Raw genomic sequence first — 15,946 nt, 5'->3', positions numbered from 1 at the left:
GGAAGCGCCTTAGTGGTCGAAGAACACGAGACTGGAGTTGATGAGCTCCGCGATGACCTCGGCATCGTATGCCCGGCGAAGGGACTCACGGAACGATTCCTTGGACAGGGACCGGGCCAGGGTTGCCAGGACTTCCAAATGGTCAGAGAAGGAACTCGCCGGCGTAGCGATCAGCAGGATGACAGTTGCCGGGCCGTCAGAAGCGCCGAAATCCAGCGACTTGCCGTATTTGGTAATCCCGACAGCGATGGACGTCCGGTCCACAAACTCGCTGCGCGCGTGGGGAAGTCCCACTCCGCCGGGGAGTCCCGTGGCGAGCTGATGTTCCCTGGCATTGACGTGGCGGAGGAATCCCTCAAGGTCCGAGACACGCCCGGCAGCGTGCAGCCGTGTCGCCAACTGGACAGCGGCATCGGTCTTATCCTTGGCATCCAGCTCCAGAATCACCATCTCCGGCGTGGTGAGTTCTGCATCGTAGCGGTCAAGTGGTTCCGCCAAGTGGTGTCCCTTCGGTGCGGCGTGGAGGTGCAGGCGGCAGCCCGCTCAGCGCAGCGGAACGATGTCCTCGACCCCCAAACGTGCGGCGTCGGCAGATACATCATCCGGTTGCTCCTGGCTCAGCCGTTCAGCTTCCACCCGGGCAAGGTAATGCTTGATTTCGCTTTCGCGTTGCGCATCGCTCCAGCCAAGAATTTCCCCCATAAGTTTAGCCACTACCGGAACGGCAGAAACACCCCGGTCCCAGGCCTCGATCGAGATCCGCGTCCGGCGCGTCAGGACGTCATTAACATGGCGGGCGCCCTCGTGTGTGGCCGCGTAGACTGCCTCGGCCTGTAGGTAGTCATCAGCACCGGGGATGGGCTCGGCCAGTGCTGGATTATCCTTGATCAACGCCAGGACTTCCGGCGCCATGGAGCCGTATCGGTTGAGGAGATGCTCAATCCTCGCCACGTGGACCCCTGATTCCTCCGCCGTTCTGTTACGGCGGTTCCAGGCTGCCTTGAAGCCGCTGGCCCCCAAGAGCGGAATGGTGTCAGTGCAGCTGGGCGGAACCCGCTCGTCCATGCTGCGGGTGGCTTCGTCCACCGCATCCTTGGCCATGACCCGGTAGGTGGTCCACTTTCCGCCTGCCACCACAACAAGGCCGGGTACGGGGTGCGCCACCACATGCTCACGCGACAGTTTGGCCGTGGAGTCGTTTTCACCAGCCAGCAGAGGCCGCAGGCCTGCGTAGACCCCTTCAACGTCCTCCCGGGTCAGGGGGCGCTTAAGGACCCTGTTGACGTGCTCCAGGATGTAGTCAATGTCTTTCCTCGACGCCGCCGGATGGGCCTTGTCCAGGTTCCAGTCAGTGTCCGTGGTTCCGATGATCCAGTGCCTGCCCCACGGAATGACGAACAGCACCGATTTCTCCGTGCGGAGGATAAGCCCGACCGTTGACTGGAATCGGTCGCGGGGCACCACCAGGTGAATGCCCTTGGAAGCGCGGACCTTCAGTTGCCCCCGGTCTGTGACCATGGCCTGGGTCTCGTCCGTCCACACCCCGGTGGCGTTGATAACCTGCTTGGCCCGGATGTTGAAGGTGGAGCCGTCCTCGTGGTTTACCACCTTTGCCCCCACCACGCGTTCCCCTTCGCGCAGGAAGTCCACCACCGAGGTCTGGTTGACTGCATGGGCACCGTAGTAGGCCGCGGTCCGCACCAGGTTGGCTACATATTTGGCGTCGTCTACCTGGCCGTCGTAGTAGCGGATCGAGCCGACGAAGGCATCGTCCTTGAGGCTTGGAGCCGCCCGGAGGGTGCCCCGGCGCGTCAGGTGCTTGTGGAAAGGAACGCCCCGCTGATGCCCGCTGGATACAGACATCAGGTCGTAGAGGGCAATTCCGGCCCCCACATAGGGCCGCTCAAAAAATGGCCTGGTCAGCGGGTACAGGAAAGGCACAGGCCGGGCGAGGTGCGGGGCGAGCTCCGAAAGCAGCAGGCCCCGCTCCTGCAAGGCCTCTTTGACCAAGCCGAAATCGAGCATCTCCAGATAGCGGAGCCCACCGTGGATGAGCTTTGAGGACCGTGATGATGTACCGGCTGCCCAGTCATTGGCCTCCACAATCCCGACGTTGAGCCCTCGGGTCACAGCATCCAGGGCAGCGCCGGTCCCAACGATTCCGCCGCCAACGATGAGGATGTCCAGTTCCTTGCCCGGATCATTGGTAGCCCTCAGGGCGGACAGGGAAGCCTTCCGGGCCTCGGGCCCCAACGCCCCGGCTGCGTGCGGCGAACTGCTGGAAAGACTGCTCATTTCTCGTCTCCATCCACTTCAAAGCTCGTAGTTCACCAGACTACTTGCATGTTTCATGGATGGGCAGAGTTACTGCCGATCAGGACCCGGGCGCCCGCATCACCTGTTGGGGAGGTCAGTTGCCGGCGTAGGGCGAGACAACGACGTCGACCCGCTGGAATTCCTTCAGGTCCGAGTAGCCGGTGGTGGCCATGGAACGGCGGAGCGCGCCAATCAGGTTGGACGTTCCATTTGTGTGGTGTCCGGGCCCGAACAGGACTTCCTCAAGCGGACCCACCGTGCCTACGTTTGCACGGTCGCCGCGCGGAAGTTCAAGGTGGTGGGCTTCCTGGCCCCAGTGCCAGCCCTTGCCTGGGGCTTCCTCTGCACGGGCCAGTGCGCTGCCCAGCATGACGGCGTCGGCGCCCATTGCGATCGCCTTGATGATGGCGCCAGAGCTGCCCATTCCGCCGTCGGCGATCACGTGGACGTACCGCCCGCCGGATTCGTCCATGTAGTCCCGGCGCGCAGCAGCGACGTCGGAAATGGCGGAAGCCATGGGCGAGTGAATCCCAAGGGCCCGCCGGGTGGTGCTGGTTGCTCCACCGCCAAAACCAACGAGAACGCCTGCCGCACCGGTGCGCATGAGGTGCAGTGCGGGCGTGTAGCCGGCCGCACCGCCCACGATGACCGGAACGTCCAGTTCGTATATAAACTGCTTGAGGTTAAGGGGTTCGTGGTCCTTCGAGACGTGCTCGGCGGAGACGGTGGTTCCACGGATCACAAAGATGTCGACGCCGGCAGCGAGCACTGTCTTGTAGTGTTCCTGCGTGCGCTGCGGCGTCAGCGAGCCAGCAACAGTTACACCTGCCGCCCGGATTTCCGCGAGGCGCGAGGTGATTAGATCCGGCTGGATGGGCGCGCGGTACAGCTCCTGCATCCGCCCTGTCACCGCGGGGCTGTTGGTCTCGTCCTCCAAAGCGCCAATCTCATCCAGGATGGACTGGGGATCTTCGTACCGGGTCCAGAGACCCTCAAGGTCCAGCACGCCGAGACCGCCAAGGCGACCCAAGGCAATAGCCGTCGCCGGGGACATCGCCGAGTCCATGGGAGCGGCGATCACCGGCATATCGAATTTGTACGCGTCGATCTGCCACGAGACTGACACATCCTTGGGATCCCGGGTACGCCGGTTGGGGACGATCGCTATGTCATCCAGGGAGTAGGCACGACGTCCACGCTTGCCTCGGCCGATCTCAATCTCGTAAGTCACGTCACCACTTTACTTGACGGCAAAGGCGGTCCCGCGAGACGTGACTCTCGGCAGGGTTAAGTGATAGCCATATTTCAATTGACGGATCTTGTCAATGCATTTACACGTGGCAGAATTCTGTTTACATTTGCTCTCGGCTGCCAAGCACCATCCCGCTTGCACCATCATCACTCCACCCAGATTCGGGACGAAGTGCTGTGCCCGATTCCGAGAAAGCAGATCCCATGGAAAGTGCAAAATGCAGAAGACCCCGTGTCCTGGCATTGTCGTTGGCGGCAGCCGTCGCCTTGATGGCGTTGGCCGGAGCCCCCGCAACCGGTGATCCCGGCAGCGGGGGCGGCGGTTCAGGAGATTCGAACGGGGACGCGTTCGTGCAGAATGTCTCCCCCGGAGAGGCGTACACAGAGTTCATCGTCGAATACAAGGACGGGCCTTCCTCGGCAACGCCGGGGGCCCGCGCTAATGCGTGGGGCAAGGCAGCGAAGCAGCAGGGAGTCTCGGTCCACGAAGTACGTTCACTCGCTACCGGGGCAACCCTGATCGCTGCAGACAAGGCGCTTTCCGGCCAGGCGGCCAAGGACTTCATGACAGAACTGGCGGCGTCAGGCGCAGTCGCCTACGTGGAACCAAACTCCCGGATGACTGCCTCACTTACTCCGAATGACCCCCGCTACAGCGAGCAATGGGACTTCACAGCCACGAATGGCATGCGGATCCCCGGTGCGTGGGACGTCTCCACCGGCACGGGTGTGAACGTGGCCGTCATCGATACCGGCATCACCTCCCATGCAGACTTGAATGCCAACATCCTCCCCGGCTATGACTTCGTCTCTGATGCCACAGCCGCTCGGGATGGCAACGGCCGGGATGCCAATCCCCAGGACCAGGGCGATTGGTACGCAGCCGGAGAATGCGGCCAGTCGCGGGCGGCCAATTCCTCCTGGCACGGCACGCACGTTGCCGGCACTGTGGCAGCGGTTACGGGCAACGCTACCGGAGTGGCTGGCGTCGCCCCCGGAGCCAAGGTGGTTCCGATCCGGGTGCTGGCCAAATGTGGAGGCTCCCTCTCCGACATCGCTGATGCAATCATTTGGGCTGCCGGAGGAACCGTGAGCGGCGTCCCCGCCAACGCCAATCCCGCCAAGGTCATCAACATGAGCCTGGGAGGCGCAGGCACTTGCGGAACCACCTATCAAAATGCCATCAATGCTGCCGTGAACCGTGGAACGGCAGTGGTGGTGGCAGCAGGCAATGAAACCCAGAACGCTGCTAACTCCCGGCCGGCAAACTGCAGCAACGTCATCACCGTTGCCGCCAGCAATCCAAGCGGCGCATTGTCCTACTACTCCAACTACGGCTCCGCTGTGGATCTGACAGCACCCGGCGGGGACGTAAGGGTGGCCGGTGGCGGGATCCTTTCGACCATCAACACCGGCACAACCACTCCGGGTTCAGCCGGATACGCCAGCTACCAGGGCACGTCAATGGCAGCTCCCCACATTGCCGGGCTGGTAGCCCTGATGAAGGCCAAGCAGAGCGCGCTCACTCCCGCCCAGGTGGAGTCGACACTGAAGCAGGGCACCCGGCCCATGCCTGGAGGCTGCACCCTCGGCTGCGGGACGGGGCTCTCGGATGCTGCCAAGACCATGGGTTTTCTCGCCGGAACCAGCACGCCGCCGCCTTCCGGCAACCTGCTGCTGAACCCCGGGTTTGAAACGGGAGCGGCGTCATGGTCCTCCGACCACGCAGACACCTTCGAGACCGGCGCCGGTGCCCGCACGGGTACCGGATTCGCCGGCCTGAACGGCTGGGGGCAGTCCAGCTCGTACAGCCTTGACCAGTCAGTTGCCATCCCTGCGGGCGCTTCCACTGCTTCTCTGCAGTTCCACCTCAACGTCCAAACTGACGAGAGCGCCGGCGGCACGGCCTATGACACCCTCAAAGTCCAGGTGATCAGCGATGGAACAGCCACCACACTGGGCACCTATTCCAACCTGAACAGGTCAACCGGATACGTCCAGAAACAGCTTGACGTCACGGCCTTCAAAGGAAAGACCGTGACCCTTCGGTTCCTGGGCGTAGAGGATTCCTCCTTGAAGACCACGTTCTTCCTTGATGACACCGCCCTGACCACCGCCTAGAAAGGGCACGCGAAAGTGGAGCCGTCGGAGGCGAAGCACTTCCGACGGCTCCACGTGGGCAGCACTGCCCATGGCAGTTGTCTTCAGAACTCCGTAACGTGAGACCCACGGGCCTCACGCGCCCAGTTCCAAGGAGGACGAATCATGGCCCCTGGCCTTTACGGTGCCGATGTCGAGCAGTTGCGGTCGCTGTCCAAATCCATTGGACTTTCCGGGTCGCGTCTGCTGAACACGGAACGTCAGATCAGTAGCCTGGTCTCCAGTACTACGTGGGAAGGCAACGACGCCGGGCAGTTCCGCCGCGAATGGAGCGGCACCTTGCGCCCGATGCTGACCAAGGCCTCACAGTCACTGATCGACGCCTCAAAAATGCTCCTCATACAGGCCGATGAGCAGCAGAATGCGAGCACCGATGGCGGCGCCGTGGGCTATGGTCCGACCGGGGCTTCCGGAGGATCCGGTCCAGGCGGAAGCACCCCGACCACGGGGCTTGAAGGAATACTCTCCGTGGCCGGAAGCCCTCAGTGGTGGGCAGCAAATGCCGCTGTCACCGGGGCTGGCCTCTACACGGACAATCTCCTGGCCACCATGGCAAAGGGCGGGCTCCTCACCAAAATGGGCAACTGGCCCTGGCTTGGCGCACAATATGGCGAAGCGGCCGGAGTCGGGTACGTCCGGGGAACTCAGCTTCTCAACGGGACATCGATGTTGGGACGCCTCTCCGGCGGACTTGGCATTGTCACCGGCGGCGTGCAGCTGACCCAAGGCCTGGCGACCGGCAACACCGGGATGGCAATCGACGGCGGCATCTCAACTGTCCTTGCTGCCGGAAGCTTCATCCCCGGCGCTGGCCCGTTCTTCGCGGTGGCCGGTATCGCATGGGGTGGCATGGGCCTGCTGGCCACCCATCTCGGCTATGGTTCCGCCTCCGAAATGATCGGCGACGCGGCCACTAAGACCGCCGACGCTGTTGCCGACGCGGCAGAGGAAACGGCCGAAGCCGTGAGCGACGGCGCCAAGAAGGTCTGGGGCTGGCTCACCTGACGGCTGAGCTTCCTTAGACTTGAACCGAGACTGTCGACCGAAGGCTGATATGACTAATCAAGACGATGCACCGCTGCTCATCACCGAACATGAACTAATTGCCCTCATCGCGCTGGCAGGAACCAGCGCGGCACTCAAATGCCAGAGCATGTTCAGGCTTGACCACGCCGCTGGCGCCCCCCTTGAACAAGCCGGGGTGGCCACTCTCCTGGAACGCGGGCTCATGAAAGTTGAGGGAGAAAGTCTTCTGCCCGTGGGTCCTGCAATCGGCGTCACCTCCGTGCTGGCAACCTCAGACGCTTGGCTTGAAGTCGCTTTGGTCACCCCGAAAGCGGAACATGTCTATTTCCTCTTCGGTTCAGCCGACGGGGCCCTGGTCCTGAGCCTTAGCAAGTACGGCGTTCACGAGTTGCGCCCCCTGACCAGCGCCGAAGGCATGTTCACCACCGCCATCGAAATGGTGAACTTCTACATTGGCACCGCGCCGGACGGACGGCCGGCGGCGGGAACGCTCCGCAGGCACCTTGCAGACGATTCGTTCCGGGCCGTGCACGTCAAGGCGGGGCCGGATGGGGCCCTGGTACTGGCCACCGGCGAGGGCGAAGACCTTCCCAGCGCTCCTGTACTTGCGGACGACCTCGATGACAGGTTGCGCCAGGGGCTGGGTCTCTTGGCGGCATGACAACTTCAGCTCCTTTCGCTGGCGCACAACCCGCTCATCCTCTCGATTACTGGCTGTCCCCGGGACTTGCCCGGATCAGTCCGCCGAATGCGCCTTCCCGTCTGCGGCAACTGGCTGACTCCCAGGGTAGCCGGGCGGCAGGCTGGAGCGCTGCGATCGGCGGCGGACCCGTCATGCTCCTGGGTGGTGTGTTCATTTCAGTTATGTCAGGAAATCTTGCCGGAGTCCTGTTCCTCGGTCTCATGGGCGCTGCTCTGGTGATCCTTGGCGTATTTTTTTGGAAGCGGGCAAGGACCACCCTGCCGAATACAGACAGGCTTCAAATAACCCGCGGCCCTGGCTCGGCCCGCGGGGGCATCGCGATGGTGTTGGTACTGGCCGTGGTCCTCGGTGGGATCCTGGCCATGTCCCTGCCAGGGATCGCTTCCCGCGGGACCGCTACAGTCGCAGCCGTAACCGTAACCTATCTCCTTATTGTGCTTCTCCTGGTGGCATGCATCCTCGTCCCTTCGGTCGTTATGGGACGCGCCCGGGAGTCCTTCCGACGAAGGGTCCAGACGAACCGTGCCCTCCGCACGGCGGTGGAACACGATCTGGCCACCTGGCGCGATCCTTACGGCAACGCGAGCTACGGCCCGCTCTAAACGTCCAGGCTGAGCTGGGATTCGAACATCCGGAAGTAGCGGCCCTGAAGCGCCACCAGTTCCTTGTGCGTACCATGCTCCACGATGCGGCCATCTTCGAGCATGTACACCACATCAGCCTTTTCTATGGTTGCCAACCGGTGGCTGATGGCGATGATGGTACTGCTGCGCTCTGCGAAGAGGCGGGAGAATATCCGGTGCTCGGCCAAGGCATCAATGGCCGATGTGGGCTCATCCATCACCATGAACGAAGCGTCGCGGTAGAAGTTCCGGGCCATCGCCAACCGCTGCCATTGGCCGCCGGACAGCCCGCTCCCCTTCCGTCCGCGCGGATCCTCCATCCAGTTGCTGACGTGATTGTCCAAGCCGTTGGGGAGCTTGTTGATGAACTCGAGTGCTTCAGCATCCGCTGCTGCCTTGCGGATCCGGTTATCGTCACGGGACGAGTGGACGTCGCCGAAGTAGATGTTCTCTGCCGCCGTCGCAAATTCATACTTCAGGAACTCCTGGCTCAATACGGCCAGGTGTCGGTGCCAAGAGGTGACGTCGACGGCGGCGAGGTCAACGCCGTCGAGCATTACCTGTCCTGAATCCGGACGGTAAAGTCCGGCCAGGATGCGGATCAGAGTGGACTTTCCGGCCCCGTTCTCCCCGACAATCGCGATGTGCTGACCCTCCTGGATGGTCATGGAGATTCCGCGGATGACTTCTATGTCGCTGCCGGTGTAGGTGAAGCGGATGTCGCGGAGCTCCACTTTCTGCGGCGGCTGGAGCAGCGGCGGGGCATGTTCGGAGTGAACCGGCAGCGCCATAAACTGCTCGTAGTCCTTGAGGTTGGCCAGGTCCTCATCGATTGAGCTCAGCGATGAGACGAGGTTGTTGGCCGTGGACAAAGCCCGGCTCACAATCTGCTGGACGTATAGGAACTGCCCCACCGGCTGGGCCCGGGCGATGATCTGGCCCACCACCCAGATAAGCGAAACAACTTCCGCACCGTATTGGAGCGCATCTGCAGCGAGCTGCTTGGGGATGTACCGCTTCTGGAAGTCCAGGCGCCGGCGCTCGTCCGCATCCCTCAACCTGGAACGCAGATCCATCAGGTAGCGCACAATTCCGTAGAGCCGCATCTCGGCAATGTGCTGGGGCCGCAGCAGATTGTTCTCGATCATGCGGCGCTGCCGGCGGGAATCAACCTGGGTGTTCCAGTGCGCGATCTGCTCGCGGGAGAGCTTGAACTGCAGGTACACGCTGGGAACGATCGCCACCAGCACAATCACTGCAATCCACCAGCTGACCAGCAGCAGTGCTCCGATGGCCAGGATGACGGAAACCAGTTGGGTGAAGATCGCGGCAATCCGGTCCAGCACGCGGGCGTAGGAATCAGAAAACCGTTTGGCACGGTCATAGAGGTCAACGGTCTCTTTGTCGTCGTACCGCCAGAATTCGAGAGCCAGGAAACGCTCATACATCAGGTCCCCCACGATGGCGCCGACCCGGAAACTCATAAGCTGCTGGATGTAGCGGTCCACACTGCTGAAAGCACCCCAAAACAAACCCAGGGCCGCGGTGATAACGACATAAACGACGGCCTGCTGGCCTGCAGCCGAGTCACCGGCGTATGCCGCTGCCAGGGCTGTTGTGGTGAGTGCCGCGAAGTATGTCGTCACCAGGGGAAGCAAGGCCGAGATCAGCGAGCCTGCCACCTTCATTACGACGGCGACCGGCGAGGCCTGAAAACTGACCCGGAGAACCTGTGCCACAGCCTGGGCGTACGGCCTCACCGCCAGCCTTCGCTGAGGTTCCCTCTTGGGACTCAGTTCGGCCGGATGGCGTGCTTCAGACATGTCCTCAGCCTAGTTCCATGCTCGGACACCAGAGTAGCGGCCCCACCAATCAATGGATGATTCCATCGAATATCCATGGAGTTATCCCTAACGGGGATGGGCAGGACTTGCCTGAGTCGGAAGGATCAGCGGGAACCGTAGTTCGGTGCCTCCACCGTCATCTGGATGTCATGCGGGTGGGATTCTTTGAGCCCGGCAGGAGTGATGCGTACAAACTTCCCGCGAGCCTTGAGTTCGGCGATGGTCGGAGCACCCGTGTAGAACATGGTTTGACGCAGGCCACCAACCAGCTGGTAGGCGACTGAGGCCAGTGGACCACGGTAGGCGACGCGTCCTTCAATACCTTCAGGGATCAGCTTGTCGTCACCCGAAACATCTGCCTGGAAGTAGCGGTCCTTGGAGTACGAGGTGTTCTTGCCTCGGGACTGCATGGCACCGAGCGAACCCATGCCGCGGTAGCTCTTGAACTGCTTGCCGTTCACAAAGATCAGCTCTCCCGGTGACTCGTCACAGCCTGCCAGCAGGGAACCCAGCATGACGGTGTCCGCCCCGGCAACCAATGCCTTGCCGATGTCGCCGGAATACTGGAGCCCGCCGTCGGCAATCAAAGGAACACCCGCGGGGATGGCTGCCTTGGCAGACTCGTAAATCGCAGTGATCTGTGGAACGCCGACCCCTGCCACAACCCTGGTGGTACAGATGGAGCCGGGCCCCACGCCAACCTTGATGCCGTCGGCGCCGGCGTCGATCAGTGCCTGTGCGCCCTCCCGGGTCGCGGCCTGGCCTCCGATGATGTCCACATGTGCGGCGACGGGATCGGACTTCAGGCGGCGGATCATGTCCAGCACACCCTGGGAGTGGCCGTTTGCGGTGTCAACAAAAAGTGCATCCACGCCTGCATCGACGAGAGTCATGGCACGTTCCCAGCCGTCACCGAAGAAGCCGATGGCTGCGCCCACGCGGAGGCGGCCTTCATCATCCTTGGTGGCCAGCGGGTACTGCTCAGCCTTCGTGAAGTCCTTGGTGGTGATCAGGCCCTTGAGCCTGCCCTGCTCGTCAACCAGCGGGAGCTTCTCAATCTTGTTGGTGGCCAGCTTGTGGGAGGCCTCTTCGCGGCTGATCCCGACGTGCCCGGTGACGAGCGGCATTTTTGTCATGACGTCGCTGACCAGGCGAAGCGGGAAGTCCGACTCCGGCACAAAGCGGGTGTCCCTGTTGGTTACGATGCCCAGCAGCCTGCCGCCGTCGTCCACTACGGGAAGCCCTGAAACGCGGTACTGGGCGCAGAGTTCGTCCAGTTCCGAGAGCGTGGCCTCGGGGCCGATGGTGAGCGGGTTGGTGATCATTCCCGACTCGCTGCGCTTGACCCGGTCCACCTGGTCAGCCTGGTCAGCGATGGCCAGGTTCCGGTGGATAACGCCGAGGCCGCCCTGGCGGGCCATGGCGATCGCCATACGGGACTCAGTGACCGTGTCCATGGCTGCAGACAGCAACGGTGTGTGAACCGAGATTCGCTTGGAGATCCTGGAGGAAGTGTCCGCGTCGGAAGGGATGACGTCAGTGTGCCCGGGCAGGAGCAGGACGTCGTCGTAGGTCAGGCCGATGAAGCCGAAGGGGTTGTGTTCGGGCTGGGTCATGAGTGCGCCTCTTACCTTGGTCACGGGGTCGGTCAGGGGTTGCAACCGATGACCAGCCCGTCATTACGGGACTGGCCTGTGCAGAGATTGCTGCAGGAGGTCCATGCAGGAGTGTTGAATAAATACTAGAACCTCCACGGCGATCCCCATATTCCGTGAGCCTAATGTGAGCAACGGCACCCACCGCACTCGGCAGACTCCCGCCTATTTCCAGCCGGTCGCTGCGAGGAGCCGTTGCTCAAACATGGGAATCATGCTTTGGACATAGGTCTTGGTGAGGTGGTTGTCGTCCTTGTAGACATAAACATTTCCCACTACAGCAGGGCAGGTTCCACGAGCACAGATGAAGTCGCTCATGTCCATGAGGTAGAGCCGGCCCACCTTTCCCTTGTAATCGTCCAAAGGCGACGAGGCCGCGAGGGATTCGGCCAGGGGCGGATTGCACTCGGGCGCCGACGCACCTTTCTTCTGGACACACTCGGGCATGTTGATGGTGAACCTTGGGTTGTCCCGGATGCCAACTACATCGATGCCGGCGTCCGTGAACGCCCGGATTCCGTCCACATAGCCGGGGACTTCCGTCTCGAAGGGCGCCTCCTTGTGCGTCAGGGACGCTACGGTGAAGACGGCATCCGGACGGTGCTGCAGTACGTACTCGGAGCTGGCCTTGTTGAACGCATTGCACTCCACCACGCGGTCAGGTGACTCCGCACCGAACCTGCAGTTCCCCAGCAACAGCGTGACTACTTCCCAGCCGTGCTGCTTGGCGATCGGGCCAAGGGCGGCCATGTATTGCTGGGCATGGGAATCCCCAAGAACAACGATGCGCTTGGTGACAACGTCCGGTTTTGAAAGCTCCCTGCAAGAGGAAAGGAGTGGGTCTTCCGGGACATTGGCTCCGGTGCAAGGCCCGTCCAGGCTTGCCCACTCATCCTTCATGGCCACGGGGGCAGGGATAACGGTGGCCTCCGGAGTAGGCTTTCCGGCGTTCCCCGGCATTAGAGCCGCGGCGCCGGGGGTCAGATCCCTCGGCTGCGCCGCGGCCGCAGCCTCCTCCGCCGTGAGCTGGGTCTGCCAAAGGGCCACCGGTCCGGCGAGAAGGGCTCCACACGCCACGACGACGACGGCGGTGCGCCAGGTTTTGCGCTCGGGCCAGTGCCACCGCCGCAAAGGTGCCTCCACGAAGCGGGTGGTGAGCACTGCAAGGACCAGAGATACCGCCAGGATCGCGAGGCCCTGGGCAAGACTGGGTGTTGAGATGCCCAGTTGGGCCAGGACGAACACCAGCACAGGCCAGTGCCAAAGATAGAGCGCGTACGAGTTGTTTCCCAGCGCGACCAGCGGCTTCCAGCTGAGCAGTCGGTCGACCCCCACGCGGCTGCCGCTCTGGCCGGCCACGATGATGGCAGCGGCCGATAGCGTGGGCCACAAAGCTGCATAGCCTGGGAAGGATCTCTCCACGGTCAGCAGCAGGCCACAGGAAATCATGGCGATAAGCCCCGTCCAGCCGAGGACTGTCCTCACGAGCTTTCCGGGTCTTATGAACGGAAGGGCCAGGGCAAGCAGGGAGCCCAGTGCGAATTCCCATAGGCGCGTCCGTGTGTCGAAGTAGGCGTAGGCCTGGTTGGTGGCGGTCTGCTCGACGGAGAAGGCGAGCGAGAGGGCGAAAATTGCCCCGAAAGCCACAGCCAGCAGCAGCCGATAGGAGATCCCGGTACGCCGAAGAATGGTGCGGTGCAGGATTGCCGCACCGGCAAATATCAGTGGCCAGAGGATAAAAACCTGGCCCTGGATGGATAGCGACCAGAAGTGCTGAAGCGGACTGGCAGCGGCGTGGTCCTGCGCGTAGTAGTCAATGGCGGTGTCGGCCAGCAACCAGTTCTGCCGGTACAGCAGCGACGCCCACGCCTGATCAAGCACGTCGGGCCAGCGCCCGGGCGGAAGAATCGCCCAAGTGCCTATCAGTACGCCCAGAATGACGACGACGGCGGCCGGCAGCAGCCGTTTGAAAAGGTGCAGCCAGTAACTGATCAGCCGTAAGGGCTTCCTGGCCTCCGCTTTGCGGGCAAAGGATAGGGTCAGCAGGAACGCGGAAATGAGAAGGAAAACATCGACGCCTCCGGAGACTCGGCCAAGCCACACATGATATGTGACCACCATCAGTACGGCGAGTGCCCGGAGCCCTTGGACCTCGGAAAGAAAGTGCTCCTTGCGGGGGATCGGCTTAACGGCAACCGCCTTTTCCGTCCGCATCAAGGCTGCTTCCATCCGGTGAACGCCAGGAAATCCTTCTCGATGATCGGCGCGAGCGTGCTGGTAAAAGTAGCTGTTAAGTGATTGGCGTCCTTGTAGACGATGACGTTTCCGATGACAGCCGGGCAAACGATTTGCGAGCACAAGTAATTGGAATAGTCCGCGAAATGCACTCCGGGCAGCTGGTCCCTGACGGCAAGGGTGGGATCGACGGGATCGAGTACGTCCGCCCTGGGAACCGAGCAACCGGCAGTGCTGTCAGGATGGGCCGCGATGCAGTCAGGGCCGGAGGTGGCACCCCGCCTGTCGAACCTGGGAGTATCACGGATAGCGAAAACAGGCACCCCTGCATCGGTGAACTTCTTCACCGTAGGCTCCCACCCCGGATCCAGATACTCGGCATCGGTGTCCGAATATCCTGCCCGGGTGCTGGTGGTGACAACAACGTCGGGGTCCTTTTCGATAATGCTGTGGACCTGTTCGTCGATGAACTGAGGACATCCTTCGGGAACGGTGCTGTCGGCTCCTTGGGTCAAGGGGCAGAAGCTCCCTGTGATGGTGATGACCCGCCAATTGTTCTTTTTGGCTATTTCCAGAAATGGCGTGGCGAGAACGAAAGTGTGTGAGCTTCCGAAGATCACGATCGTTCGTGTCGGATTTGACGTCTCGCCGGTGTCACATTCGGTCCTGCCTACTGCATCCGTGCTTCCAGGCAAGGACTTACATTCGCCAAGTTCCGTCGGCCAGTCCTCCGGGAGACTGGACAAATCGGGTTTGGTTTTGGCATCGGTGGCGCCAGCGTATGCGAAACCAGGCAGCATGGCTTGTGCTCCCGGATTATCTTTGTCACCTTGCGCAGCCAATGCCTTGGCTTCGGATTCAATGCCGAACCGCCACCCAACCAGCGGAGTGGCGCAAACTACGGCGCACAGCAGGATGGCCAAGGCCGAACGGCGCCTGTTGACGTCCGGCCACTTCCATTCCCTCCAGGGCTTTTCGAGAAAATGGGTAGTGAGAAACGCGAGAATCACCGACGCTGCGATGATGAAAGTCCCGGACAGCCACCCGGCATGCTCTTTGCCACTCCATGCCAGCCCGATGACAAGTATGGGCCAGTGCCACAGATACAGCGCATAGGAGTTGTCGCCGAGTTTCACCAGTAATTTGGAACTGAGAATCCTGTCCACCCCAAGGGTGCTCCTGGTTTGGCCGGCCGCAATAACGCAGGCCGCTGAAAGCGTGGGCCACAGTGCAGCCTCGCCGGGGAAGGCGGCCTGGACGTTGAGGAGGATGCCGCATGTCAGCATGGCAACGATGCCCACCCAGCCCAGCACGACGCGAACCGTCCGGGCCAGGCGCAGTCCCGGGAGGATAAGGGCCACGAGTGTCCCCAGCGCAAATTCCCAAAGACGGGCCCACGTGTCAAAGTAAGCCTCGGCCTGATTGCTGGCCGTGAAGTAGACAGAATACCCCAGCGAAATCACAAAAATGGCGCCAAAAACATAAACAAGGAGGGGCCGGTAATGCAGCCGGTATTTCCTGGCCGCCCAAGCGCTGATTACGAAAATCAGCGGCCAAAGAATAAAGACCTGCCCTTGGATGGACAGTGACCAGAAATGCTGAAGAGGGCTGGCCAGGCTGTGGTCTGTTGCATAGTAATCCACAGCCTCGCTCTGGAGCAGCCAATTTTGGGTGTATGCCAAGGAGGCCCAGCCCTGCTGAATGATTTCCAGCCACCGGGTCCGGGGAAGGAACAGAAAAGTGGCCAGCAGGGTCGCGATGATCACGGTCACAGCGGCAGGGAGGAGCCTGCGGAAAAGGTGGAGCCAGTGCTGCAGGAGGCTCACCGGAACACGTTGCTCGAACCGTGCCACGAACTGCAGAGTCATCAGGAAGGCGGAGATCAGAAGGAAGACATCCACTCCGCCTGAAACCCGTCCGAACCATACGTGATAACTGACCACCATGAGCACTGCAAGGGACCGCAGGCCCTGAATTTCCGGGCGGAAGGTAGATTTTCGACGCGAATTCGGGACACCGCTATGACGGCGTGGCGGCATCGCGGTTCTCGCAACAGACAAAGAAAAACCCTTCGGAGCGCCTAATCAAAACATCCATGTTACCGATTCGTGATCTTTAGTACCAATCCACAGC

Annotated in this window: 11 protein-coding genes; 4 read left to right on the top strand and 7 right to left on the bottom strand. The window is 61.8% G+C overall.

What is annotated here, in order from left to right:
• Nucleotides 1-9: 9 nt before the first annotated feature.
• The 3 genes from M1E02_RS06345 to M1E02_RS06335 all read right to left on the bottom strand — a co-directional run bounded on the left by M1E02_RS06345 (nucleotide 10) and on the right by M1E02_RS06335 (nucleotide 3,547).
• Complete coding sequence (locus M1E02_RS06345) at nucleotides 10-498, bottom strand: PTS sugar transporter subunit IIA (RefSeq protein ID WP_479377258.1); 489 nt, start codon at nucleotides 496-498, stop codon at nucleotides 10-12.
• Between the two features lie 45 nt (nucleotides 499-543).
• Nucleotides 544-2,295, bottom strand: a complete 1,752-nt coding sequence (locus M1E02_RS06340) for a glycerol-3-phosphate dehydrogenase/oxidase (protein ID WP_479377257.1) — start codon at nucleotides 2,293-2,295, stop codon at nucleotides 544-546.
• A gap of 115 nt (nucleotides 2,296-2,410) precedes the next feature.
• The gene (locus tag M1E02_RS06335; RefSeq protein ID WP_479377256.1) at nucleotides 2,411-3,547 is read right to left on the bottom strand and encodes a GuaB3 family IMP dehydrogenase-related protein; all 1,137 of its coding nucleotides are present in this window, start codon (nucleotides 3,545-3,547) and stop codon (nucleotides 2,411-2,413) included.
• A 224-nt stretch (nucleotides 3,548-3,771) separates the two neighbouring features.
• On the opposite strand from M1E02_RS06335, the gene M1E02_RS06330 reads away from it, so the two are divergent.
• From M1E02_RS06330 to M1E02_RS06315, 4 genes are all read left to right on the top strand, one after another.
• Complete coding sequence (locus M1E02_RS06330; RefSeq protein WP_479377255.1) at nucleotides 3,772-5,688, top strand: S8 family peptidase; 1,917 nt, start codon at nucleotides 3,772-3,774, stop codon at nucleotides 5,686-5,688.
• A 144-nt stretch (nucleotides 5,689-5,832) separates the two neighbouring features.
• On the top strand, nucleotides 5,833-6,732 hold the full coding sequence (locus M1E02_RS06325; protein WP_479377254.1) for a WXG100 family type VII secretion target: 900 nt from the start codon (nucleotides 5,833-5,835) through the stop codon (nucleotides 6,730-6,732).
• Nucleotides 6,733-6,781: 49 nt separating this feature from the next.
• Complete coding sequence (locus M1E02_RS06320) at nucleotides 6,782-7,414, top strand: hypothetical protein (protein ID WP_479377253.1); 633 nt, start codon at nucleotides 6,782-6,784, stop codon at nucleotides 7,412-7,414.
• On the top strand, nucleotides 7,411-8,058 hold the full coding sequence (locus tag M1E02_RS06315; protein WP_479377252.1) for a hypothetical protein: 648 nt from the start codon (nucleotides 7,411-7,413) through the stop codon (nucleotides 8,056-8,058). Before M1E02_RS06320 ends, M1E02_RS06315 begins: the two co-directional genes overlap by 4 nt.
• Here M1E02_RS06315 and M1E02_RS06310 read toward each other — a convergent pair.
• The 4 genes from M1E02_RS06310 to M1E02_RS06295 form a co-directional block, all read right to left on the bottom strand.
• Nucleotides 8,055-9,902 (bottom strand): ABC transporter ATP-binding protein, encoded by a 1,848-nt coding sequence (locus tag M1E02_RS06310; protein WP_479377251.1) that lies wholly within the window; start codon nucleotides 9,900-9,902, stop codon nucleotides 8,055-8,057. The two genes, M1E02_RS06315 and M1E02_RS06310, sit on opposite strands and share 4 nt — an antisense overlap.
• A gap of 125 nt (nucleotides 9,903-10,027) precedes the next feature.
• Nucleotides 10,028-11,539 (bottom strand): IMP dehydrogenase, encoded by a 1,512-nt coding sequence (gene guaB / locus M1E02_RS06305; protein WP_479377250.1) that lies wholly within the window; start codon nucleotides 11,537-11,539, stop codon nucleotides 10,028-10,030.
• A gap of 204 nt (nucleotides 11,540-11,743) precedes the next feature.
• Nucleotides 11,744-13,792, bottom strand: a complete 2,049-nt coding sequence (locus M1E02_RS06300) for an acyltransferase family protein (RefSeq protein WP_479377249.1) — start codon at nucleotides 13,790-13,792, stop codon at nucleotides 11,744-11,746.
• Nucleotides 13,792-15,873: an acyltransferase family protein gene (locus tag M1E02_RS06295; RefSeq protein ID WP_479377248.1), complete on the bottom strand. Its 2,082-nt coding sequence runs from the start codon at nucleotides 15,871-15,873 to the stop codon at nucleotides 13,792-13,794. The genes M1E02_RS06300 and M1E02_RS06295 overlap by 1 nt, the downstream gene beginning before the upstream one ends.
• Nucleotides 15,874-15,946: the final 73 nt, after the last annotated feature.

It is taken from the genome of Arthrobacter sp. Z5-13, assembly GCF_056499105.1.
The sequence above is the reverse complement of the archived record's forward strand: the minus strand, read 5'-3'. Positions and strand labels throughout refer to the sequence as shown.